The organism is Streptomyces lasiicapitis (genome assembly GCF_014646335.1).
GTDB lineage: Bacteria > Actinomycetota > Actinomycetes > Streptomycetales > Streptomycetaceae > Streptomyces > Streptomyces lasiicapitis.
The window spans coordinates 281,321-303,482 of record NZ_BMNG01000003.1; the positions used below are offsets into that span (position 1 = coordinate 281,321).

20 protein-coding genes are annotated in these 22,162 nt (G+C 72.3%); 12 read left to right on the top strand and 8 right to left on the bottom strand.

What is annotated here, in order from left to right; genetic code table 11:
* Window positions 1–2,298, bottom strand: a complete 2,298-nt coding sequence (locus tag IEY91_RS06895) for a heavy metal translocating P-type ATPase (protein ID WP_189173468.1) — start codon at window positions 2,296–2,298, stop codon at window positions 1–3.
* Between the two features lie 86 nt (window positions 2,299–2,384).
* Window positions 2,385–2,669, bottom strand: coding sequence for a hypothetical protein (locus tag IEY91_RS06900; RefSeq protein WP_229696758.1), 285 nt, complete (start codon window positions 2,667–2,669; stop codon window positions 2,385–2,387).
* 196 nt (window positions 2,670–2,865) lie between these two features.
* Here IEY91_RS06900 and IEY91_RS06905 point away from each other — a divergent pair, with 196 nt between their 5' ends.
* From IEY91_RS06905 to IEY91_RS06920, 4 genes are all read left to right on the top strand, one after another.
* On the top strand, window positions 2,866–3,249 hold the full coding sequence (locus IEY91_RS06905; RefSeq protein ID WP_016639357.1) for a cell division protein SepF: 384 nt from the start codon (window positions 2,866–2,868) through the stop codon (window positions 3,247–3,249).
* Between the two features lie 146 nt (window positions 3,250–3,395).
* On the top strand, window positions 3,396–4,580 hold the full coding sequence (locus tag IEY91_RS06910; RefSeq protein ID WP_189173243.1) for an AAA family ATPase: 1,185 nt from the start codon (window positions 3,396–3,398) through the stop codon (window positions 4,578–4,580).
* Between the two features lie 76 nt (window positions 4,581–4,656).
* The gene (locus IEY91_RS06915) at window positions 4,657–4,980 is read left to right on the top strand and encodes a nucleotide pyrophosphohydrolase (RefSeq protein ID WP_189173244.1); all 324 of its coding nucleotides are present in this window, start codon (window positions 4,657–4,659) and stop codon (window positions 4,978–4,980) included.
* Window positions 4,981–5,253: 273 nt separating this feature from the next.
* Window positions 5,254–5,778 (top strand): DUF6099 family protein, encoded by a 525-nt coding sequence (locus IEY91_RS06920; RefSeq protein WP_164319537.1) that lies wholly within the window; start codon window positions 5,254–5,256, stop codon window positions 5,776–5,778.
* 232 nt (window positions 5,779–6,010) lie between these two features.
* Here IEY91_RS06920 and IEY91_RS06925 read toward each other — a convergent pair whose 3' ends face one another.
* Window positions 6,011–6,259 carry a hypothetical protein gene (locus IEY91_RS06925; protein WP_373287897.1) on the bottom strand — a complete coding sequence of 83 codons (249 nt, stop codon included), beginning with the start codon at window positions 6,257–6,259 and terminating at the stop codon, window positions 6,011–6,013.
* A 263-nt stretch (window positions 6,260–6,522) separates the two neighbouring features.
* Here IEY91_RS06925 and IEY91_RS06930 point away from each other — a divergent pair, with 263 nt between their 5' ends.
* Window positions 6,523–7,446, top strand: coding sequence for an LLM class F420-dependent oxidoreductase (locus tag IEY91_RS06930; protein WP_189173245.1), 924 nt, complete (start codon window positions 6,523–6,525; stop codon window positions 7,444–7,446).
* Window positions 7,447–7,543: 97 nt separating this feature from the next.
* On the opposite strand, the gene IEY91_RS06935 is transcribed toward IEY91_RS06930, so the two are convergent.
* Window positions 7,544–7,843, bottom strand: coding sequence for a hypothetical protein (locus IEY91_RS06935; RefSeq protein ID WP_229696759.1), 300 nt, complete (start codon window positions 7,841–7,843; stop codon window positions 7,544–7,546).
* 118 nt (window positions 7,844–7,961) lie between these two features.
* Window positions 7,962–8,423 (bottom strand): Rid family hydrolase, encoded by a 462-nt coding sequence (locus IEY91_RS06940; RefSeq protein WP_189173246.1) that lies wholly within the window; start codon window positions 8,421–8,423, stop codon window positions 7,962–7,964.
* A gap of 89 nt (window positions 8,424–8,512) precedes the next feature.
* On the opposite strand from IEY91_RS06940, the gene IEY91_RS06945 reads away from it, so the two are divergent.
* From IEY91_RS06945 to argF, 5 genes are all read left to right on the top strand, one after another.
* Window positions 8,513–9,433 (top strand): GlxA family transcriptional regulator, encoded by a 921-nt coding sequence (locus IEY91_RS06945; RefSeq protein ID WP_229696760.1) that lies wholly within the window; start codon window positions 8,513–8,515, stop codon window positions 9,431–9,433.
* A gap of 278 nt (window positions 9,434–9,711) precedes the next feature.
* Window positions 9,712–11,280 carry a 3' terminal RNA ribose 2'-O-methyltransferase Hen1 gene (locus IEY91_RS06950; RefSeq protein ID WP_189173247.1) on the top strand — a complete coding sequence of 523 codons (1,569 nt, stop codon included), beginning with the start codon at window positions 9,712–9,714 and terminating at the stop codon, window positions 11,278–11,280.
* Window positions 11,277–13,856, top strand: coding sequence for a polynucleotide kinase-phosphatase (locus IEY91_RS06955; protein WP_189173248.1), 2,580 nt, complete (start codon window positions 11,277–11,279; stop codon window positions 13,854–13,856). The genes IEY91_RS06950 and IEY91_RS06955 overlap by 4 nt, the downstream gene beginning before the upstream one ends.
* Before the next feature lie 102 nt (window positions 13,857–13,958).
* Window positions 13,959–15,185, top strand: a complete 1,227-nt coding sequence (locus IEY91_RS06960; protein ID WP_164319527.1) for an arginine deiminase — start codon at window positions 13,959–13,961, stop codon at window positions 15,183–15,185.
* 158 nt (window positions 15,186–15,343) lie between these two features.
* A complete protein-coding gene (gene argF, locus IEY91_RS06965; protein ID WP_189173249.1) occupies window positions 15,344–16,351 on the top strand; it encodes an ornithine carbamoyltransferase in 1,008 nt (335 codons plus the stop codon).
* 15 nt (window positions 16,352–16,366) lie between these two features.
* Here argF and IEY91_RS06970 read toward each other — a convergent pair whose 3' ends face one another.
* Window positions 16,367–16,792, bottom strand: coding sequence for an ATP-binding protein (locus IEY91_RS06970; RefSeq protein WP_164319523.1), 426 nt, complete (start codon window positions 16,790–16,792; stop codon window positions 16,367–16,369).
* Window positions 16,793–17,203: 411 nt separating this feature from the next.
* Between IEY91_RS06970 and IEY91_RS06975 the strand changes: the two genes are divergently transcribed.
* Window positions 17,204–18,031 carry an enoyl-CoA hydratase family protein gene (locus IEY91_RS06975; protein WP_164319520.1) on the top strand — a complete coding sequence of 276 codons (828 nt, stop codon included), beginning with the start codon at window positions 17,204–17,206 and terminating at the stop codon, window positions 18,029–18,031.
* 35 nt (window positions 18,032–18,066) lie between these two features.
* Entirely contained in the window at window positions 18,067–20,385 is a 2,319-nt protein-coding gene (locus IEY91_RS06980) for a bifunctional salicylyl-CoA 5-hydroxylase/oxidoreductase (protein WP_189173471.1), read from the top strand.
* Window positions 20,386–20,597: 212 nt separating this feature from the next.
* Here the strand turns inward: IEY91_RS06980 and IEY91_RS06985 are convergent, their stop codons facing one another.
* On the bottom strand, window positions 20,598–21,056 hold the full coding sequence (locus IEY91_RS06985) for a hypothetical protein (protein ID WP_164319517.1): 459 nt from the start codon (window positions 21,054–21,056) through the stop codon (window positions 20,598–20,600).
* A 256-nt stretch (window positions 21,057–21,312) separates the two neighbouring features.
* Window positions 21,313–22,158 carry a PaaX family transcriptional regulator gene (locus IEY91_RS06990; RefSeq protein ID WP_189173250.1) on the bottom strand — a complete coding sequence of 282 codons (846 nt, stop codon included), beginning with the start codon at window positions 22,156–22,158 and terminating at the stop codon, window positions 21,313–21,315.
* Window positions 22,159–22,162 lie beyond the last annotated feature (4 nt).

Below are 22,162 nucleotides of genomic sequence, written 5' to 3' on the forward strand. Positions count from 1 at the left end.
CTACGCACCGAAGGACCCCCGTCGCCGCCGCGCCGCACTCCGCGGCACCGGCCCCCACGTACGCAGCCGCAGGCTGTTGGCGACCACGAGCAGCGAACTCGCCGACATCGCGACGGCCGCCGTCATCGGGCCGAGGCGGCCGACTGCGGCGAGCGGCACGGCGAGCGCGTTGTAGCCGAACGCCCAGACGAGGTTGGCGCGGATGGTGGCAAGGGTGCGGCGGGCGAGGCGCACGGCGACGGCGGCCGCGCCGATGTCCCCGGCGGCCAGCGTCACGTCGGCCGCGCCGATCGCCGCGTCGCTGCCGCAGCCCATGGCGATGCCCAGGTCGGCGCGGGCGAGCGCCGCCGCGTCGTTCACGCCGTCGCCGAGCACCGCGACCCGGCGCCCCTCGTCCCGCAGCCGCCCGACCAACTCGGCCTTGTCCTCGGGGGAGCAGCCCGCGTACACCTCACCGATCCCCAGCTCGGCCGCCACGGCGTGGGCCACGGCCGGGCGGTCCCCGGTGGCGAGGACCGGCTCCACACCGAGCCGCCGCAGTTGGTCGACGGCGCGATAACTCCCGGCCCGCAGCACGTCCCCGACGGCCACCACGGCCTCGACGACGCCGTCGACGCGTACGAGGACGACGGTCCGGGCGGCGGCCTCGGCGTCGGCGAGGGCGCGGGCGAGTTCCTCGGGAAGGCCGGGGCGAGCCGGTGACGAGGACTCCCCGGCAGACGCGGGAAGAGGGTCCGCCCCTGGCGAGCACACCTCCACCCGCCGCCCCTCCACCACACCCGAAACCCCCCAACCGGCCGTCGCGCGGAAGTCCGTGACCTCCGGCAACTCCCGTTCCGGCAGGGCCTCGCGGGCGTACGAGACGACGGCGCGCCCCAGCGGATGCTCCGAGCCCCGCTCCACCGCCCCGGCGAGCCGCAGCGCCGCCTCGCGGCCGAGTCCGCCGGGAGCGGCGGTGACCTCGGTGACGGTCATGTGCCCGGTGGTCAGCGTGCCGGTCTTGTCGAGGACGACCGTGTCGACATGGCGCAGCGTCTCCAGGGCGCGCGGTCCGCCGACGAGTACGCCGAGCTGGGCGCCGCGGCCGGTGGCGGCGAGCAGCGCGGTGGGCGTGGCGAGCCCCAGGGCGCACGGGCAGGCGACGACCAGGACCGCCACGGCCGCGGTGACCGCGCCCTCCGGGTCGGCCCCGGCGCCCAGCCAGAACCCGAGCACGGTGACGGCGAGCGTGAGGACGACGGGGACGAACACGCCCGCCGCGGCGTCCGCGAGCCGCTGGGCGCGCGCCTTGCCCGCCTGGGCCTCCGTCACCATCCGTGTGATGCGGGCGAGTTGGGTGTCGGCGCCGACAGCCGTCGCCCGTACGACAAGGAGCCCGCTCGCGTTGACGGCCCCGCCGACGACCTCCTGGCCCGCGCCCACCTCCACGGGCTCGCTCTCGCCGGTGACAAGGGACAGATCGAGCGCGGAGTTCCCGGACACCACCACACCGTCGGTGGCCACCCGCTCCCCGGGCCGCACGACGAACTCCTGCCCCACCCGCAACTGCCCTGCGGGAACCCGCCGCTCGCCGCCACCCGCGTCACGTACCGCCACGTCCTTGACGGCGAGCGAGGCGAGCGACCGCAGCGCCGCACCCGTCCCGTGCCGCGCCCGCGACTCCAGGAAGCGCCCCGCCAGCACGGACAGCGGCACCCCGACCGCCGCCTCCAGATACACGTGGTGCGCGCCGCCGCCCGCCGACGGCAGCACCTCGAACGCCATCCGCATCCCGGGCTCGCCCGCCCCGCCGAGGAACAGTGCGTACGCCGACCAGGAGAAGGACGCGGCCACCCCGAGCGACACCAGCGTGTCCATGGTCGCGGCGGCGTGCCGAAGGCCGGCGAGCGCCCGCCGGTGGAAGGGCCACGCGCCCCACACCGCCACCGGCGCCGTCAGCACGAAACACAGCCACTGCCAGTTGTCGAACTGCCAGGCGGGCACCATCGAAAGCACGAGCACGGGCAGCGAGAGCAGCGCGGTGACCAGCAGCCGCTGCCGCTCGGCCGCTCGCGCCTCGTCGTCGCCGCCCGCCGCTTCCTCGCCCGTCCGTCCCGCCGGGCCCGCTTCCGGTTCCGGCGGTGGGGGCGGTTCGGCGGTGTATCCGGTGCGTACGACGACGGCGACGAGCTCGTCCGTCGTGATGCCCACGGGGTGGCGCACCCGGGCCCGCCCGGTGGCGAGGTTCACCGTCGCGCTGACGCCGTCCAGCTTGGCCAGCTTCTTCTCGACCCGGTTCACACAGGCGGCGCAGGTCATGCCGCCGACGATCAGGTCGGTGGTGGTGGACTCCGGGGCGGTCGCGGCTGGTTCTGCGGCCGGCGCGGCCGCGGATTCGCCGCCCACTAGCCGTGCCCTCCATGACCCCCGTGCGAACCGCCGTCGTCCGACCCGCCGCTGCCGCCGCCCGTGCCCGAGTCCGGAGTCGAGGACCGCATCCCCGGCGCCACGGGCCCCACGGACGAGCCGACTTGGTACGCGACGGCGAAGACGACGACGAGCAGCACGAGGAACCCGAGCAGCGCGGGCGGCGGCCGCCACACCCCGCCCTGACTTCCCGGCGTACGTGAAGAATTCGACGTACGCGAAGAATCCGACGTACCCGAAAGGGATGAATGTTCGGCTGGCATCGGCGCTCCCGTGGCTGATCCGGCGGCGCGGGCGGCGGACACCCGGCACCGGTCAGGTGGTCGCGCGCGGCGGCCGGGGAGTTCCCGGTGGGTGTGAGACATCCCATCCGGCCGTGTCGTGGTTGGGCCGATCGGGTGAGTTGCGCAAGAATCGCCTGGTGCAGACGTTGAGGACGAGCAGGGACGGGGTTGCGCTGTGACCAGCCACGAAGCCACCGACGAACAGTGGGAAGGGCTCGCCCAGGTCGTGCCGCTGCGCGGCCGCAACGAATGGCCGTCGTGGCCCGGGCACCGCGCGCTGCCCGACGCCGAGACGGAAGCGCGGCGGCGCTTCGTCGTGACCCGCGTGAACATTTTCGCGGACGCCCGCGAGGTCGCAGAGAACCTGATGTCGCAGACCCCGGTCCTGCTCGACCTGTCCGGCGCCGAGACCGAAGTCGCCAAGCGCGTCCTCGACTTCAGCAGCGGCGTGGTCTTCGGCCTCGGCTGCGGAATGCACCGCGTGGAGAAGAACGTCTTCCTGCTGTCCCCGCCGGACACGGAGGTGCAGGGCCTGGTGGAGGCGGCGACCGGTATCTAGCGGTCCGTCCCCGCTGTCCCGGTAGTACGCATTCCCGTAGCTCAACTCGCGGCCCCGTGAGGCGCATTGACCAGGCGTCCCTCAATCGTGCGAAGGTCGCTCGGGCAAAACGGTTCGGCTGATCCAACTGCCCATAGCTTCCGGTCATGAGTGTGCACTCCCGCCGGGCGGTCGCGCAGAATCCGTCGTCCCGGGCCAAGCCTCGCGTCACCGAACTGCGCCTGTCCGCCTTCGCGGGGCATCGTGGCGCCGCCTTCCCGCTCGGCCCGCTCACCCTGTTCGCGGGCCCGAGCGGCAGCGGCAAGTCGAGCGCGCTGCGGGCGTACGAGGCGCTGGCGCTGCTCGGCGCGGGAGCCGAGCTGATGGATGTGTTCCCGCAGCCCATCCGCTGTGTGCCCGAGCGGGCGCGGGCCGACGGGCAGGCGCGCCGCGGCTTCCGCATCGGCTGCACGGTCGACGGCCCCGCGGGACCCGTACGGCTGGACGTCGCCGTACAGGCGGAGCCGGAACTGCGCATCGCGGGCGAGCGGTTGACGCGCGACGGGCTCACCCTCCTGGAGACCGCGCTGCGCGACCCCGGGCGGCGCGCCGTCCAGGCCGCCTGGCACACCGCGGGCGCCGCGCCCGTGACCCGTGCGCCGCTGCCCGACGACCGGCTCGGCACGGCACTGCTTCCGCTGCGCGTCGCGGGCAAGACCGACGGGCAGCGGCTCGTGCTCGCCGCCGCCGAACAGGTCGTCGTCGCGCTGCGGTCGGTGTTCACCTGCGACCCGCGGCCCGGCCGCATGCGTGAGCCGGTGCCGCCGGGGCTGATCGGCGCGGGGCGTCTCCTCGGCGGCTGCGACAACCTCGCGGAGGTGCTGTGGCGCACCCGCGCGGAGTGCGGCAACCGGCACTCCCAGCTGGTGACCGCGCTGCGCGCCGGGTGCTCGGGGCCGGTCGCCGACGTGTTCGCCGAGGAGACGCGCGACGGCGCCCTGCGCGCGCTGCTCGACCGCGGCGACGGGGTGCGCACCTGCGTCGGCCGGCTCGGCGACGGCGAACTGCGCTATCTCGCGCTCGCCCTGGTGCTGCTCACCGGGCCGCGGGTCCTGGAGGTCGACCCGGTCGCGGAGGTTCCCGAGGCCTACCAGAGCCTCACGGTCCTCGCCGACGGCTTCGACCGCTGCCTCGACCAGCGCCAGAAGCGGGCCCTCGCCGATCTCGCGGCGCGGATGTGCGCGCGCGGCCATCTGCGGCTGATCGGTGCCGTGGCCGACGCGACGTGGGCGGCGACGGCGGACGGCGTGACGGTGGTGGACCTGGGGAGGCCGGGGTGTGCGGGGACGTAGCCCCGACGATGTGAATACGGGGCGCGGCCGACGGTGCGATTGCGGGGCGCGGCCGACGGTGTAGTTGACTGGAGCCGTGACAGATCATGACGTAGCGGGACTGCAGCGCAGGCTGGCCGAGTTCGCGGCCGCGCGGCACTGGGAGCCCTTCCACACGCCCAAGAACCTCGCCGCCGCGCTCAGCGTGGAGGCCGCCGAACTCGTGGAGATCTTCCAGTGGCTCACGCCGGAGGAGTCGGCGCGGGTGATGGACGACCCGAAGTCGGCGCACCGCGTCACGGACGAGGTCGCCGACGTCCTCGCCTATCTCCTGCAGTTCTGCGAAGTGCTCGGCATCGACCCGCTCGACGCCCTCGCCGCGAAGATCGACAGGAATGAGCACCGCTTTCCGGCGCCGTAACGCGCCCGTGGTGCGCGGGCGGTTGGGGACCGGCGCGGGGCCCACCTGTCCCGCAAGTCCGCCGACGTAACCGCCCGTTGGACATGCCGAAAGCCCCCCAAAGACACCCCATCGTCACTCTCCGGAGTGGATGCATTGTCCACTGTCGATTTTTTGTCCACAGATTTCAGGCTTCCTCTGGCTTTTCGTCCTGAAGGCGCTCACTGTGGGTAGTGGACAAGGGAGTTCGGGTGAACGTGCCGTGTGTGGGCGCGGGATGAATGGGGACGGCGCATGGATGCGATGCGGCTCATCGAGGCGAGCAGGTGCGCCCTGGCGCGGAGTCAGGAGCCCGCGGCCATCGTGGCGGAGGTGTGGCAGTCCCAGGCGCTGGCACAGGCGATCGGCAGCCGCCTCGCGGTCGCGGGCCCGCCGGAGTTACGCGGCGAGGCGCTGGGCCTGAGCGAGCTCAGCGGCCGCGGCTGCGCGGTCCTGAGCCCACCGCAGCAGCCCGGTCCGGAGGAGATACGCGCGGCGGGCCTCACCGAGATAGGCGACGCCCACGACACCCTGCTCGGCCTCGGCGCCCTCCTCGGCGAGGTGGGCATCGCCCTCGTCACGGTCGCCATGGGCGCCGACGGCGAGGGAATGTACTGGCAGTGCATGGAAGCCATCGACGCGGCGGACGAGTCCCGGGACCGCGTCCTCGAAATGCTCCGCAGACTCGCGCGTTCCGGCGGCGGCGCGAATTCTGGCGGGGGCGCCTTGGACAGGGGGAGGGGCGACTGGGTGACGGAGGGGAGGTCGCCTTCTTGCTGAGGGGGATGCGGCGGGATTCAGCCCCTCCGGGCTTGCTGAGAGAGATTCAGCCCCGACGGTTTGCTGAGGAAGATATAGCCCCTCCGGCGTTTGAGGAGCGGGGGTTTGGGGGCGGAGCCCCCATGGCGGAGGTCCGGGCCACGGCAGGTGGCTGTCGGCGCGAGGTGTCGGGCCCCCGCCCCCACCGCCGGAGGCGGGAGCGGCGGCCCGGTGACGCGCCGGGGTCGTGCCGTCAGGCGGGGTCCGGCTCCCCGCCCGCCGGCGGGCGTGACGTGGTGGACTGCTGGAGGTCCGCGTCCAGTTGGGTCAGATCCGCGTTGAGCGCGGCCATCAGCTCCTCCATCTGCTGCAGCAGGCCTTTGGGCGGGCCCTGCTGCTCGGCCGGTGCGTGCGCGCGAGCCTGCTCGGGCACGACCTCGGCGCGCTGCTGATCCGGCGCGAACGGGTCGTGCGCCTGCTCGGGCACGGCTTCCTGGGACATGACGGCCTCCTCGGCCCGCGCCCCGCCGGACCGGGGACGCCCCGGCCGGGCAAGGCAGTTGGTGCAAGGGACGCACCGGCAGCGACCGCCGGCGCGGGTGCCGGGCGGTCCGGCTCCGCCCGAGCCAACGATCACCCGAGCGGCACAGTCACTGCGGCGGACCCGCACCGGCCGTCGGGTTGACGGATTTCACCCGACCGAGGCGGCGGCGGACCGGCGGGACCGGGGAGGTTGACGGACGTTCGAGCGTGCAGGATGGAGGCATGGATCTTCGCATCTTCACCGAGCCCCAGCAGGGGGCCACTTACGACACGCTGCTCACGGTCGCCAAGGCGACCGAGGACCTGGGCTTCGACGCCTTCTTCCGCTCCGACCACTATCTGCGCATGGGATCGGCCGACGGCCTGCCGGGCCCCACGGACGCGTGGATCACGCTGGCCGGCCTCGCGCGGGAGACGAAGCGGATCCGGCTCGGCACGCTGATGACGGCAGGCACGTTCCGGCTGCCGGGCGTGCTCGCCATCCAGGTGGCGCAGGTCGACCAGATGTCGGGCGGCCGGGTCGAACTGGGCCTTGGCGCGGGCTGGTTCGAGGAGGAGCACAAGGCGTACGGCATCCCGTTCCCGAAGGAGAAGTTCGCGCGCCTGGAGGAGCAGCTGGCGATCGTCACCGGGCTGTGGGCGACGGAGCCGGGCCGCACGTTCTCGTACGAAGGCGCGCACTACCAGCTCACCGACTCGCCCGCGCTGCCCAAGCCGGCGCAGGCGAAGGTGCCGGTGCTGATCGGCGGCCACGGCGCGAAGCGCACGCCGCGCCTGGCGGCGCAGTACGCGGACGAGTTCAACATCCCGTTCGCGTCGGTGGAGGACAGCGAGCGGCAGTTCGCCCGGGTGCGGGCCGCCGCCGAGGAAGCAGGGCGCAAGCCCGACGACCTGGTGTACTCCAACGCGCTGGTGGCCTGCGTGGGCAAGGACGACGCCGAGGTGGCCCGTCGTGCGGCGGTCATCGGCCGTGAGGTGGACGAGCTGAAGGCCAACGGCCTCGCGGGTTCGCCCGACGAGGTCGTCGACAAGATCGGCCGGTACGCGGAGATCGGCGCGAGCCGGGTCTACCTCCAGTGCCTGGACCTGGCGGACCTGGACCACCTGGAGCTGATCTCGGCGCAGGTGCAGTCGCAACTGCCGTAACTCACCGCGGTCCCGCGGCCCCGGGGCCGTCACCGCCCGGTGAAAGCACGACGTGCGGGCCGGCCGACGCATCGGCGGGCCCGCACGTCAGGTGCCGCTATCGGCCGTCGGTGCCGTGGGAGACGATGAAGTACCTGCCGCAGTCGCCGCCGAACTTCCACTTGCCCTTGCCCACCCACTTGCCGTAGATGGTCTTGCCGTTGCTGCATTCGGTGACGGAACGGGCCTGGCCGCTCTTCACGTCGCAGTTCGCGGTCCAGCGGTTGACCTTCACGTTCCAGCCGCTGCAACCGTAGTTGCCGGCGGCGGAGGCGGGCGCGGCGGTGGCGAGGCCGCCGGCGAGGAACGCGGCCGCGATGGATGTGGCCGCGACGCGGCGCGACACAGTGAGCTTCAAGGAAGTCTCCCCCAGAGATGCCCTGACGGGCGAACGAGATGGCTGCGAACACGGCAGAGCGTGTGCATGATCATCCTAGGGGGGCGTAAGGCCGGGCAGCGGCCGGGGCAGGCGGGCGTCAGACCCGGGCGACGAACCTGACCTCGACAAGGAGTTCGCGGAAGGCGAGGCGAGGGGTGCCGATCATGGTGCTGGCCACCTGCGGGTCCGGGCGGCCGTAGGCCTCCTTGCGCACCGGCCCCGCCGCGGCGTCGGCCGCGTCGACATCGACGGCGTGGATGACTTCCTCGACGACGTCGTCCAGGGAAGCGCCGAAACGCCGGAGCAGTTCCGCCGCGTTGGCGTAGCACTGCCGCAACTGGGCGCCCGTGTTGGCGAAATCGGTGACCAGTCCGGCATCATCGACGGGAGCGGGGGCGACGAGTTCCGTGCCGTCGTGGGCGACCTGGCCGGAGAGGTGGATGGTATCGCCGCGCTTGACGGCCTGGACGTATCCGTAACGTGATTCCCACGGAACTCCGAAGCTTTCCGTGCGGAATTCCGTCGTGTGATGTGCGTTCTTCTGCACTGCGTTGCTCATGGTGAAGACGGTATGGGGCCGGGCCGGCGGCGGACCAGCGGTGGCTGTGCCACTCACGGCAAGGATCGTGCCAGAGCGAGGAGGCGTCATTGGGGTCCGAAGAGCAGGGGTCCGAAGAGGGCGGGACGATCGTGACGATCCTTGCCGTGCCCGGGGCGTACGCGCTGGACGTCAGCATCGCGACGCACGTGTTCGGACGGCATCCCGGATATCGCGTCTCTGCGTGCGGAGAGCGGGATCTCGAGAGCGCGGACATCGTCGTCGTACCGGGATATGAGGATCCGCATCTCCCGCTCCCCGAGGAATATCTCAAGGTGCTGCGCGATGCGGCAGACCGGAATGCCCGCGTAGTCGCCATCTGCACGGGCGTCTTCGCGCTCGCGGCCTGCGGAATGCTGAGCGGAAAGAAGGCCACGACGCATTGGCGTCACACGGGGCAGCTTCAGCAGATGTATCCCGAAATCGAAGTCCTGGAGAATCGGCTGTTCGTCGAGGACGGGGTGATTCTCACCTCCGCGGGCGGAGGCGCGGGAATTGACGCGTGCCTGCACGTCGTGCAGAGCGATTTCGGGTCCACCGTCGCGGACGGCGTGGCGAAGGACGTCGTTTTCTCCGCGGTCCGCGGCGCGAACGAACCGCAGTACACGGATGTGCCCGCGCCCGATCGCGACAGCCTGCGGGCCACGCGGGAATGGGTGATCGACAACATCGGCTCGCCGATCACCGTGCAGCGAATGGCGGACCACAGCCTGCTGTCGCGGCGAACCTTCAACCGGCGGTTCGCGCGGGAATTGGGAATGCCGCCCATGCGCTGGGTCGCTCTCCAGCGGGTGCTGCACGCACGGCGACTCCTGGAGACCTCCGACTGGTCCGTCGAGCGGATCGCCGGGGAGACGGGATTCGGCACGGCCGCGAATTTCCGGACGCTCTTCCGCAGGGAGGTCGGCGTGACCCCCACCGCCTACCGCACCTCGCACACCGCGTCGCACATCCAGGGCGGAAAATCTTGAGCCATTCCGGACAGCTCGCTGTACGTTTGTGCAGGTGCGCCGGGGGGAGAAGGCGTCGCGCGGCGAGAGGGCCGCGCCGCGGCGCACGCGACAGATACGGGGGTTGACGAAGGGCCGGGAGCCGCCGCAACAGGCGCGCGCTCCGCCCTCGGCGCGGTCCGCGACATCCGGCGCCCGCGCACCCGCTGCGCACCGCGACGGACCGCGAAGGACCGACCCGGAAACCACCGCAGCTCAGAAAGCATCCGCAGCTCAGATTGCGTTTCGAGGCATACCCAGTGTTCCTGACGATCACCACCACCGGCACCCCGGAAAGCCCCGCCACCGACCTCGGGTTCCTGCTGCACAAGCATCCCGCCAAGGCGCAGGCCTTCTCCACGTCCTACGGGCAGGCGCACGTCTTCTACCCCGAGGCGACCGACGCGCGCTGCACGGCCGCGCTGCTCCTCGAAGTGGACCCCGTGGCGCTGGTGCGGCGGGGCAAAGGACGCGGCGGCCGCGGCGGCGCCCCGGACGCGGCCCTCGCGCAGTACGTCAACGACCGGCCGTACGCCGCGTCCTCGCTGCTCGCCGTCGCCCTGAGCGCGGTGTTCTCCAGCGCGCTGCGCGGTGTCTGCAAGGCCCTGCCCGCGCGGGCGGAGCAGCCGCTGCCGCTGCGCGTCGAGGTGCCCGCGCTGCCCGCGCGCGGCGGCCCCGACCTGGTGCGGGCGCTCTTCGAGCCGCTGGGCTGGACGGTCACGGCCGAGCCGGTGCCGCTCGACGAACGCTTCCCGGAGTGGGGCGATTCGCGGTACGTACGCCTCGTACTCGACGTACCGGACGGCAGGCTGACCCTCGGCGAGGCGCTGCGCCACCTGTACGTGCTCCTGCCGGTGCTCGACGACGCCAAGCACTACTGGGTCTCCGCCGACGAGGTCGACAAGCTCCTGCGGGCCGGTGAGGGCTGGCTCGCGGACCACCCCGAGCAGAAGCTGATCACCAGCCGCTATCTGGCGCGGCGCTGGTCGCTGACGCGCGAGGCCATGGAGCGGCTCGAACTCGTCCGGCTCGCCGACGCCGACGACACGGCGGTCGAGGACATCGACAACGCCGTCGCCGACGACGGCCCCGAGGAGAGCGAGGGGGAACAGGGCGATCAGGGCTCCCAGGGCGCCCAGAACTCCGAGGGCGACAAGCCGGTGTCCCTCGCCGTGCGCCGCCGCGAGGCGATCCTCGCCGCGCTCGGCGCGACTGGTGCCGCCCGCGTGCTCGATCTGGGCTGCGGCCAGGGCCAGTTGGTGCAGGCGCTGCTCAAGGACACGCGGTACACGGAGATCGTGGGTGTCGACGTGTCGATGCGCGCGCTCACCGTCGCCGCGCGCCGGCTGAAGCTGGAGCGCATGGGCGAGCGCCAGGCGGACCGCGTGTCGCTCTTCCAGGGCTCGCTCGCGTACACCGACAAGCGTCTCAAGGGCTACGACGCCGCGGTGCTCAGCGAGGTCGTCGAGCACGTCGACCCGGAGCGGCTGCCCGCCCTGGAGTACGCGGTGTTCGGCTCGGCGCGCCCCCGCACCGTGCTCGTGACCACGCCGAACGTCGAGTACAACGTCCGCTGGGAATCGCTCCCCGCAGGCCACGTCCGGCACGGCGACCACCGCTTCGAGTGGAACCGCGCGGAGTTCCGGGCCTGGGCCGAGGGGGTCGCCCAGCAGCACGCGTACACCGTCGCGTTCGTGCCCGTCGGCCCCGACGACCCCGAGGTGGGACCGCCGACCCAGATGGCGGTCTTCACTCAGACCACTCAGACCACCAAGACAACCCAGACCACCACGAACGACCGGAACAACAAGGAGGCGAAAGCAGCATGACGGAGAACACCACCACCCCCGGCGGCCGCTCCCTCGCCGTCACCGACCTCTCCCTCGTCGTCCTCATCGGCGCATCCGGAGCAGGTAAGTCCACTTTCGCGCGGCGCCACTTCAAGCCCACCGAAGTGCTGTCCAGCGACTTCTGCCGCGGCCTGGTCGCCGACGACGAGAACGACCAGGGCGCGAGCACCGACGCCTTCGACGTGCTGCACTACATCGCGGGCAAGCGCCTCGCCGCGGGCCGCCGCACCGTCGTCGACGCGACCAGCGTGCAGTCCGACAGCCGCAAGCAGCTCGTCGAGCTGGCCCGGCGGCACGACGTGCTGCCCATCGCCATCGTCCTCGACGTCCCCGAGGACGTCTGCGCCGAGCGGAACGCCGCGCGCGCCGACCGGGCCGGGATGCCGCGCCGCGTCATCCAGCGCCACCAGCGCGAACTGCGGCGCTCGCTCAAGCACCTGGAGCGCGAGGGCTTCCGCAAGGTGCACGTGCTGCGGGGTGTCGCGGAGATCGACGCCGCCGAGGTCGTCACCGAGCGGCGCTTCAACGACCTCACCCACCTCACCGGGCCCTTCGACATCATCGGCGACATCCACGGCTGCGCGCACGAGCTGGAGACGCTGCTCGGCAAGCTCGGATACGTCGACGGGGCGCACCCCGAGGGCCGCACGGCCGTGTTCGTCGGCGACCTCGTCGACCGCGGCCCGGACAGCCCCGGCGTCCTGCGCCGCGTCATGAGCATGGTCGCCGACGGCACCGCCCTGTGCGTACCGGGCAACCACGAGAACAAGCTCGGCCGCCACCTCAAGGGCCGCGGCGTCCAGCTCACCCACGGCCTCGCCGAGACCGTCGAGCAGTTCGCGGCGGAGGACGCCCGCGACCCGGACTTCCGGGCGCGGGTGCGGGAGTTCGTGGACGGCCTCGTCAGCCACTACGTCCTCGACGGCGGCAAGCTCGTGGTGTGCCACGCGGGCCTGCCCGAGAAGTACCACGGCCGCACCTCGGGCCGGGTGCGCTCGCACGCGCTGTACGGCGACACCACCGGCGAGACCGACGAGTTCGGCCTGCCCGTGCGCTACCCGTGGGCCGAGGAGTACCGCGGCAAGGCGGCCGTGGTCTACGGCCACACCCCGGTGCCGACGGCGACCTGGCTGAACAACACCATCTGCCTCGACACCGGCGCCGTCTTCGGCGGGAAGCTCACCGCGCTGCGCTGGCCGGAGCGCGAGCTCGTCGACGTACCGGCGGAGCGCGTCTGGTACGAACCGACGAGGCCGCTGCGCACCGACGCGCCCGGCGGGCACGACGGCCGGCCGCTCGACCTCGGCGACGTGCACGGCCGCCGCGCCGTGGAGACCCGGCACGCCGGACGCGTGACCGTGCGCGAGGAGAACGCCGCCGCCGCGCTCGAAGTGATGAGCCGCTTCGCGGGCGACCCGCGCCTGCTGCCGTACCTGCCGCCGACGATGGCGCCCACCGCCACCTCGCAGCGGGACGGCTACCTGGAGCACCCGATGGAGGCGTTCGCGCAGTACGCGGCCGACGGCGTCGCACGCGTGGTGTGCGAGGAGAAGCACATGGGGTCGCGCGCGGTGGCCCTGGTGTGCCGGAACGCGGACGTCGCGCGCGAACGCTTCGGCGTGAGCGCCGCCGCCGGAGCCACCGACGGCCCGACCGGCGCGCTCTACACCCGCACCGGCCGCCCCTTCCTCGACGACCCCGCCCGCACCGAGCAGGTGCTCGGCCGGGTGCGGGACGCCGTCGACGCTGCCGGACTCTGGGAGGAGCTGGAGAGTGACTGGCTGCTGCTCGACGCCGAGCTGCTGCCCTGGTCGCTGAAGGCCTCCGGCCTGCTGCGCACGCAGTACGCCGCCGTGGGCGCCGCGTCCGGCGCGGTCTTCCCGGGTGCCCTGAACGCCCTGGAGGCGGCAGCGGCCCGCGGCATCGAGGTGCACGGCCTGCTCGGCAAGCAGCGCGAACGCGCCGCGGACGCCGCCGCGTTCACCGACGCCTACCGCCGCTACTGCTGGCCGACCGACGGGCTCGACGGCGTGCACCTCGCGCCGTTCCAGCTCCTCGCCGTCCAGGGCAGGAGCCTCGCCGCCATGCCGCACGACCGGCAACTGGCCCTGATCGACCGCATGGTGGAGCACGACACCACCGGGCTGCTGCGCACCACGCGGCGCCTGTACGTCGACACCGGCGACGAGGAGTCGGTGCGCGCGGGCGTCGACTGGTGGCTGGAGATGACCGGGCGCGGCGGCGAGGGCATGGTCGTCAAGCCGGTCGAGGCGCTGGTGCGCGACGGCAAGGGCCGCATCGTGCAGCCCGGCATCAAGTGCCGCGGCCGGGAGTACCTGCGGATCATCTACGGTCCCGAGTACACCCGGCCGGAGAACCTGGACAAGCTGCGCGGCCGCTTCCTCGGCCACAAGCGCTCGCTCGCCGTCCGGGAGTACGCGCTCGGCCTGGAGGCACTCGACCGGCTCGCGGACGGCGAGCCGCTGTGGCGGGTCCACGAGGCGGTGTTCGCGGTGCTCGCACTGGAATCGGAACCGGTGGATCCGCGGCTCTGAGGCATGATTGGCGCGTTTTGGGCTTTCCTGTCCTGCCCGGCAGGACGTCCAAAACGCGCCGCCGGGCGCGTGACGCGGCCTTCCTGGGGTGAGGATGGAGACATGGGATTCCATGTCGACTCCGAGGCCGGGCGGCTGCGCCGCGTCATCCTGCACCGCCCCGATCTGGAGCTGAAAAGGCTCACGCCCACCAATAAGGAGTCGTTGCTCTTCGACGACGTCCTGTGGGTGCGGCGGGCGAGACAGGAGCACGACGGCTTCGCCGACGTGCTGCGCGACCGGGGCGTCACCGTCCACCTCTTCGGTGATCTGCTCACCGAGGCGCTCGACGTGCCGGCGGCCCGCCTCCTTGTCCTGGACCGCGTCTTCGACGAGAAGGAGTACGGCCCGCTCGCCACCGACCACCTGCGCGCGTCCTTCGAGAACCTGCCGTCGGCGGAGCTCGCGGAGACGCTGATCGGCGGCATGACGAAGCGGGAGTACCTGGCGCGGCACCCGGAGCCGACGTCCGTGCGCTTCCACTGCATGGACATGGACGACTTCCTGCTCGGCCCGCTGCCCAACCACCTCTTCACGCGCGACACGTCCGCCTGGGTCTACGACGGCGTGTCCATCAACGCGATGCGCTGGCCGGCCCGGCAGCGCGAGACCGTCCACTTCGAGGCGATCTACCAGCACCATCCGCTCTTCCACAACCAGGGCTTCCACCTCTGGTCGCAGGGCCAGTCGGACTACCCGTCCACCATCGAGGGCGGCGACGTCCTGGTCATCGGCAACGGCGCCGTGCTCATCGGCATGAGCGAGCGCACCAAGCCGCAGGCCGTCGAGATGCTCGCGCACAAGCTGTTCGCCGCCGGGTCCGCGACCACGATCGTGGCGCTCGACATGCCCAAGCGCCGCGCCTTCATGCACCTGGACACGGTCATGACGATGGTCGACGGCGACACGTTCACGCAGTACGCCGGGCTCGGCATGCTGCGCTCGTACACCATCGAACCGGGCGTCGACGAGCGCGAGTTGAAGGTCACCGACCACCCGCCGGAGCACATGCACCGCGCCATCGCCGCCGCCCTCGGCCTCGGCGGCATCCGCGTCCTCACGGCCACCCAGGACGTGCACGCGGCCGAGCGCGAGCAGTGGGACGACGGCTGCAACGTGCTCGCGGTCGAGCCGGGCGTGGTCGTGGCGTACGAGCGGAACGCGACCACCAACACGTATCTGCGGAAGCAGGGCATCGAGGTGATAGAGATCCCGGGCAGTGAGCTGGGCCGGGGCCGGGGCGGCCCGCGCTGCATGAGCTGTCCGGTGGAGCGGGAGCCGGTCGGGTAGGGGCGGCGGCGCGGTGCGGCGCGCGGGCGCCGAAGCGGGGCGCGCCGAGTCGCCGAGAAGCGGGGGCACAGGGGGCCTGCATACAAATGTGAAAGGTCGTATAGACTTTCAAGGGTTCCCTGCCCCGCCTCGACGCATTCGTACCCCAGGAGCGCCCCATGGCGACACCCACGACCGACCTCACCGGCCGCCACTTCCTCAAGGAGCTGGACTTCACCGCCGACGAGTTCCGCGGTCTGCTCGCCCTGGCCGCCGACCTGAAGGCGGCCAAGCGGGCCGGGACCGAGGTCCGGCACCTGACCGGCAGGAACATCGCGCTGATCTTCGAGAAGGCGTCGACCCGCACCCGCTGCTCCTTCGAGGTGGCCGCCGCCGACCAGGGCGCCGCCACGACGTACATCGACCCCTCCGGCTCGCACATCGGCAAGAAGGAGTCCGCGAAGGACACCGCCCGCGTCCTCGGCCGGATGTTCGACGCGATCCAGTTCCGCGGGGACGCGCAGGAGACCGTCGAGGCCCTCGCCGCCCACGCGGGCGTGCCCGTCTACAACGGCCTGACCGACGACTGGCACCCCACGCAGATGCTCGCCGACATCCTCACGATGACCGAGCACTGCGCCGAGCCGCTTGAGCGCATCGCGTACGCCTACCTCGGCGACGCCCGCCTCAACATGGGCAACTCCTACCTCGTCACCGGCGCGCTGCTCGGCATGGACGTACGCATCGTGGCGCCCCGCGCGTACTGGCCCGCCGACGCGGTCGTGGCCCGCGCGCGGGCGCTCGCCGAGGCCAGCGGGGCGCGGATCACGCTCACCGAGGACGTCGCCGAGGGCGTCGCGGGCGCCGACTTCGTCGCCACCGACGTCTGGGTGTCGATGGGGGAGCCCGCCGAGGTCTGGGACGAGCGCGTCACGGCCCTCGCTCCGTACGCGGTCACGATGGACGTCCTGCGCGCCACCGGCAACGCCGACGTGAAGTTCCTGCACTGCCTGCCCGCCTTCCACGACCTGGGCACGAAGGTCGGCCGCGAGGTGTGCGAGCGGCACGGGCTGACCTCCCTGGAGGTCACCGACGAGGTCTTCGAGTCGGCGCACTCCGTCGTCTTCGACGAGGCGGAGAACCGGATGCACACGATCAAGGCCGTCCTGGTGGCGACCCTCGCCTGAGCGAAGGTGTGGCCGTCAGCGCTCGGCCGGCGCCGACAGCGTGAACCAGACCGCCTTGCCGGACTCGGTGGGGCGGTGGCCGCATGACGAGCTGAGGGTGCGGATGAGGAGCAGGCCGCGCCCGTGCTCCTGCCAGGGGTCGGGCTCGTCGTCCGCCGCCGGGTCGGTCAGGTCGAACGGCGGCACGGGGCTCGAATCACGCACCTCGACCTGGCAGAGCGTCGGCAGCAGCTCGATGACCAGCTCTATCGGGTCGTGCCCCGCCGTGTGCTCCACGGCGTTGGCCACCAGCTCCGCCGTCAGCAGCTCCGCGGTGTCGGTGTCCGCGGTGGACCCGATGTCGGTGAGCGCCGTGCGGACCAGGGCACGCGCGATCGGCACGGCTGCCACGGTGTGCGGCAGCGCGATGCGCCACGAAGCGGGGGAGTGGGCGTCGGCCAAGGCGGGTCCTTCGAGGTGCAGGGGGTCCGAGCAGGTGGTCCCTGTGCGGTCCTGCTTTCAACCGTACGAATCCTAAGCGGAGTGACGACAGAGCCCACCGTCGGCCGGTTTGGCGACCCATGCTGGGAAATTACGGGACGTATGCCACTGGAGTGTACGACCGAGTAGCCCTGGTGACGTAGGCGTATCGCGTACTCGTGACGACGGTCATGGATGGGTGATAGCTTCGAAGAGGAGCGGGGCTGAGCCGACGGAAGCGGACGCACGCCGAGGGAGGCCGGACGCCGACAGGCGCCGGGCGCTGACGCAGGCTGACACTGACGGAGGCCGGCGCGCTCCCCGCACCGCCGCACGGTCCGCGCCCGCGCCCCCGCGAGGCCCCGCCGCCCCCGACCGAGGAGGCCGCCCGTCATGAGTCCCTTCACCGGCTCCACCGCCCGCACGCCCGAGTGGCAGCACCTGCGCGTCAGCGTCGACGACGGCGTCGCCACCGTCACGCTGGCCCGCCCCGAGAAGCTGAACGCGCTCACCTTCGGCGCCTACGCCGACCTGCGCGACCTGCTCGCCGAGCTGTCCCGGGAGCGGTCCGTGCGGGCGCTCGTGCTCGGCGGCGAGGGGCGCGGCTTCTGCTCCGGCGGCGACGTCGACGAGATCATCGGGGCCACGCTCGCCATGGACACGGCGCAGCTCCTCGACTTCAACCGCATGACGGGCCAGGTGGTGCGGGCCCTGCGCGAATGCCCGTTCCCGGTGGTGGCCGCGGTGCACGGGGTCGCCGCGGGCGCGGGCGCGGTGCTCGCGCTCGCCGCGGACTTCCGGATCGCGGACCCGTCGGCGCGGTTCGCGTTCCTGTTCACGAAGGTGGGGCTGTCGGGCGGTGACATGGGCGCCGCGTATCTGCTGCCGCGCGTCGTCGGGCTCGGCCACGCCACACGGCTGCTGATGCTCGGCGAGCCGGTGCGCGCGCCCGAGGCCGAACGGATCGGCCTGATCAGCGAGTTGACGGACGAGGGCAAGGCGCAGGAGACCGCCGCCGCCCTGGCCCGCCGCCTGGCCGAGGGCCCGGCCCTCGCGTACGCCCAGACCAAGGCCCTGCTCACCGCCGAGCTGGACATGCCGCTCGCGGCCGCCGTCGAGATGGACGCGGCGACGCAGGCGCTGCTGATGAACGGCGAGGACTACGCGGAGTTCCACGCTGCGTTCACGGCCAAGCGGTCGCCGAAGTGGCGGGGGCGGTGACGGTGGCAGGGGCACAGCCGGGGGACGCCGCGCCGGTGGCCGCTCCCGTTTCCCCGGCCGGTGCCGCCCACCGGATCGCCGTCGTCGGCGGCGGCCCCGGTGGTCTGTACGCCGCCGCGCTGCTCAAGCGTCTGGACCCGGACCGTGAGGTCACCGTCTGGGAGCGCAACGCCCCCGACGACACCTTCGGCTTCGGCGTGGTCCTCTCCGACGAGACCCTCGGCGGCATCGAGCACGCCGACCCGGCCGTGTACGCGGCGCTGCAGGCGGAGTTCGTCCGCTGGGACGACATCGACATCGTGCACCGCGGCACCCGGCACACCTCCGGCGGCCACGGCTTCGCCGCCCTCAGCCGCAAGCGCCTCCTCGCCGTCCTGCACGAGCGCTGCCGCGGCCTCGGCGTCGACCTCCGCTTCCGTACGGAGGCGCCGCCCGCCGCCGAACTGGCCACGGCGTACGACCTGGTGATCGCCGCGGACGGCGTGCACAGCCTCACCCGCGAGGCGCGCGCCGACGTCTTCCGGCCCACCCTCACCACCCACCGCTGCCGCTACATCTGGCTCGCCGCCGACTTCGCCTTCGACGCGTTCCGCTTCGAGATCGCCGAGACCGAGCACGGCGTGATGCAGCTGCACGGCTACCCGTACCAGGCGGCCACCGACACGAGCCCTGGCGCGTCCACCGTCATCGTCGAGATGCGCGAAGAGGTGTGGCGGGCGGCCGGATTCGAGGACGCGGACGCGTCCGAATCCGTGGAGCGCTGCGCCAAACTCTTCGCGGACGCGCTGGGCGGCCGCCCCCTGCACGGCAACAACTCCTCCTGGCTCACCTTCCGCACCGTAGTCAACAAGCACTGGTCGCACGGCAACACCGTCCTGCTCGGCGACGCCGCCCACACCGCGCACTTCTCCATCGGCTCCGGCACCAAGCTCGCCGTCGAGGACGCCCTCGCGCTCGCCGCGAACCTCCAGGAGCAGCCGGACATCCCCGCCGCCCTCGCCGCGTACGAGACCGAGCGCCGCCCCGTCGTGGAGTCCACGCAGCGCGCCGCCCGCGCCAGCCTGCAGTGGTTCGAGGAGCTCCCGCTGTACCTGGGCCAGCCGCCCCGGCAGTTCGCGTTCAACCTCCTCACCCGCAGCCGCCGCGTCACACACGACAACCTGCGGCTGCGCGACGCGCACTTCACGCAGTCCGTGGAGCGGGACTTCGGCTGCGCCCCCGGTACACCTCCGATGTTCACCCCCTTCCGCCTCGGCGACCTCGAACTGCGCAACCGCGTCGTCGTGTCCCCCATGGACATGTACTCCGCCGTGGACGGCGTGCCCGGCGACTTCCACCTGGTCCACCTGGGCGCGCGGGCGCTCGGCGGGGCGGGCCTGGTGATGACCGAGATGGTGTGCGTGAGCGAGCGCGGCCGCATCACGCCGGGCTGCGCCGGCCTCTACACGGACGAGCAGGCGGCCGCCTGGAAGCGGGTCGTGGACTTCGCCCACGCCCAGGCGCCCGGCACGGCGATCGGCGTGCAGCTCGGCCACTCGGGCCGCAAGGGCTCCACGAAACTCATGTGGGACGGCATGGACGAGCCCTTGGACGCGGGCAACTGGCCCCTGGCCGCACCGTCCCCGCTCCCGTACACCCCCGCGAGCCAGGTCCCGCACGCCCTGGACACCGCCGGCCTGGCCGCCGTCCGAGAGGAGTTCGTGACCGCGGCCCGCCGCGCGGCCGCCGCCGGCTTCGACCTCCTCGAACTCCACTGCGCCCACGGCTACCTGCTCTCCAGCTTCCTCTCCCCCCTGACCAACCACCGCACGGACGCCTACGGCGGCTCCCTCGAAGCCCGCCTCCGCTTCCCCCTGGAAGTCTTCGACGCCGTACGGGACGTGTGGCCCGACTCCCGTCCCATGACCGTCCGGATCTCCGCCACCGACTGGGCCGACGGGGGCACCACCGCCGCGGACGCCGTCGCCGTGGCCCGCGCCTTCGCCGCGCACGGCGCCGACGCCATCGACGTCTCCACCGGCCAGGTCGTCGCCGACGAACGCCCCGCCTACGGCCGCTCCTACCAAACCCCCTTCGCCGACCGCATCCGCAACGAAACCTCCGTCCCCGTCATCGCCGTCGGAGCCATCTCCTCCTGGGACGACGTCAACTCCCTCCTCCTGGCAGGCCGCACCGACCTCTGCGCCCTGGCCCGCCCGCACCTGTACGACCCCCACTGGACCCTCCACGCGGCGGCCGAACAGGACTACGCCGGGCCGGGCGTGGTCTGGCCCCTCCAGTACCGCGCGGGCAGCCGCCGCCCCCAAACGGGCCGCACGGACACGGCGAAGCCGAGGCTGTCGTTGGGGGGTTGAGGTCGGAGGCCCTGCCGGGACTGTCGGTCGCCTGCCCCCGGAACCGCCCTCGCTTGTGTTTGGGCAGCTCAACGGCGCGGCTCCGCAGACGGATACAGGAACGCGGGCACGCTTGGTGTGACTGGTGCTTGGGCGACTTCCCCGCGAATGCGGTGGACGTGGACCACGTGCGGCCGCTCGCGACTCCATCCGGGCGCCTCTGGGACTTTTACCTATTTGACTGTTCTCCGGGTCGCGCTCTCTCGGGTAACCGCTTGGGCGCTCCGCGAGCCGCGATAGCCGGTCCGCGCGGCCATATTCGCGACCGCCTTGTAGGACTTGCGGTACTTGGCATTCTTCGAATGCTTCTGCCGTGCCGTGGATGGACCATTCAAGGGTTTGACTACTCGCTGGTCAACTTCCGGACGGCTGTTGGTGCGGCTGGCGCGAATCAGGACGGGCGCGCCTTCCGTGACACCCTTCACGCCGCTGGGAATGTAGGCGGTCGCCTTGGACCCGTCTGGGAACTTGATCTGCGCAAGTCGTTGCGAATCGCCCTTCGCCTTGGCGGGCGGGCGAACATCGATGCTGAGCACGGTTCCGAAAGTCTGCTTCCGCGTTTTGCGGCGCGCAGAGATGCGCTTATTGAACATAGAGTCGAACGCATTTTCGCTGACGTTGAGTTCGTTCACGTGGGTCCCCATCCAGGCGTGGGATGCTCCGCTGACTGAGCAGCTTCCGACGCTGCCGCATCCCTGCACAGCGGGCAAATCCACTACCACCGTTCGTGTCAGGAGGTGATCCCTCCCATGCGAGCACGGAAGGGCTGAGATCTGGCCGCAGCTTTCCAGCCCGCCCCGGCACCCTTCTAGCCCGTCCGGCGATTGAGGACGAGGCCGTTCAGGCCGATACGGGGGTCCGGGGGCGGAGCCCCCGGTTCGGGAAGGCTCAGCGCAGCGGACCGGCGGTCGACACGAACCCCCGCCCCGCCTCCCGCAACCTCTCGTCCAGCCCCCGGAACACCTCCGCCGCCCGCCCCCCGGGCCACCCCTCCGGCAGGAGCGCCGAGGGCAGGCCGGGGTCGGCGTAGGGGAGGTGGCGCCAGGAGTCGAGGGCGAGGAGGTAGTCGTGGTAGGCGTCGGGGGCGGGGGTGTCGGGGCGGGACTGCCAGGCGCGGAGGACGGGCTCGTGGCGGTCGAGGAAGGCCTCGTGCTGCTTGGCGAGGGAGGCCAGGTCCCACCAGCGGGACACCGCCTCGGCGGTCGGCGTGAAGCCGAGGTGTTCGCCGCGGAACAGGTCGACGTAGGAGGTGAGATGGAGGCGGGCGAGGGTGTGCCGGGTCTCCTCGTAGAGGTGGGCCGGGGCGATCCAGACGCCGGGCGCCGCCGTACCGAAGCCGAGGCCCGCGAGGCGTGAGCGCAGCACATGGCGCTTGCTGCGCTCGGCCTCCGGGACGGAGAAGACGGCGAGGACCCACCCGGCGCCGCCGCCAGAACCTTCGCGGCGCGAGGCCCACGGCCAGTAGATCCGGCGGTCGCCGTCCTCCAGAAGCTGGCGCGCGTCGGGGGAGAGGGCGTACCCCGCGGCCCCGGAAGCCGTACGATCCGGCACCAGCAACCCCCGCCGCTTCAACCGCGACACGGACGACCGCACGGACGGCGCGTCCACGCCCACCGGCGCGAGGAGCCGCACCAGTTCGGCCACCGCGACAGGGCCGGGCGCCGCCCGTCCGTACGCACCGTAGAACGTGACGATCAGGGACCTGGGGGTGTGCTGCGTGTGCTGCTCTGACACGTGA

Excerpts from the sequence above, each read along its gene's own strand:
- IEY91_RS06895 (WP_189173468.1), bottom strand. The coding sequence starts at position 2,298 with ATGACCTGCGCCGCCTGTGTGAACCGGGTCGAGAAGAAGCTGGCCAAG.
- IEY91_RS06900 (WP_229696758.1), bottom strand. The coding sequence starts at position 2,669 with ATGCCAGCCGAACATTCATCCCTTTCGGGTACGTCGGATTCTTCGCGT.
- IEY91_RS06910 (WP_189173243.1), top strand. The coding sequence starts at position 3,396 with ATGAGTGTGCACTCCCGCCGGGCGGTCGCGCAGAATCCGTCGTCCCGG.
- IEY91_RS06920 (WP_164319537.1), top strand. The coding sequence starts at position 5,254 with ATGGATGCGATGCGGCTCATCGAGGCGAGCAGGTGCGCCCTGGCGCGG.
- IEY91_RS06925 (WP_373287897.1), bottom strand. The coding sequence starts at position 6,259 with ATGTCCCAGGAAGCCGTGCCCGAGCAGGCGCACGACCCGTTCGCGCCG.
- IEY91_RS06930 (WP_189173245.1), top strand. The coding sequence starts at position 6,523 with ATGGATCTTCGCATCTTCACCGAGCCCCAGCAGGGGGCCACTTACGAC.
- IEY91_RS06940 (WP_189173246.1), bottom strand. The coding sequence starts at position 8,423 with ATGAGCAACGCAGTGCAGAAGAACGCACATCACACGACGGAATTCCGC.
- IEY91_RS06955 (WP_189173248.1), top strand. The coding sequence starts at position 11,277 with ATGACGGAGAACACCACCACCCCCGGCGGCCGCTCCCTCGCCGTCACC.
- IEY91_RS06960 (WP_164319527.1), top strand. The coding sequence starts at position 13,959 with ATGGGATTCCATGTCGACTCCGAGGCCGGGCGGCTGCGCCGCGTCATC.
- argF (WP_189173249.1), top strand. The coding sequence starts at position 15,344 with ATGGCGACACCCACGACCGACCTCACCGGCCGCCACTTCCTCAAGGAG.
- IEY91_RS06975 (WP_164319520.1), top strand. The coding sequence starts at position 17,204 with ATGAGTCCCTTCACCGGCTCCACCGCCCGCACGCCCGAGTGGCAGCAC.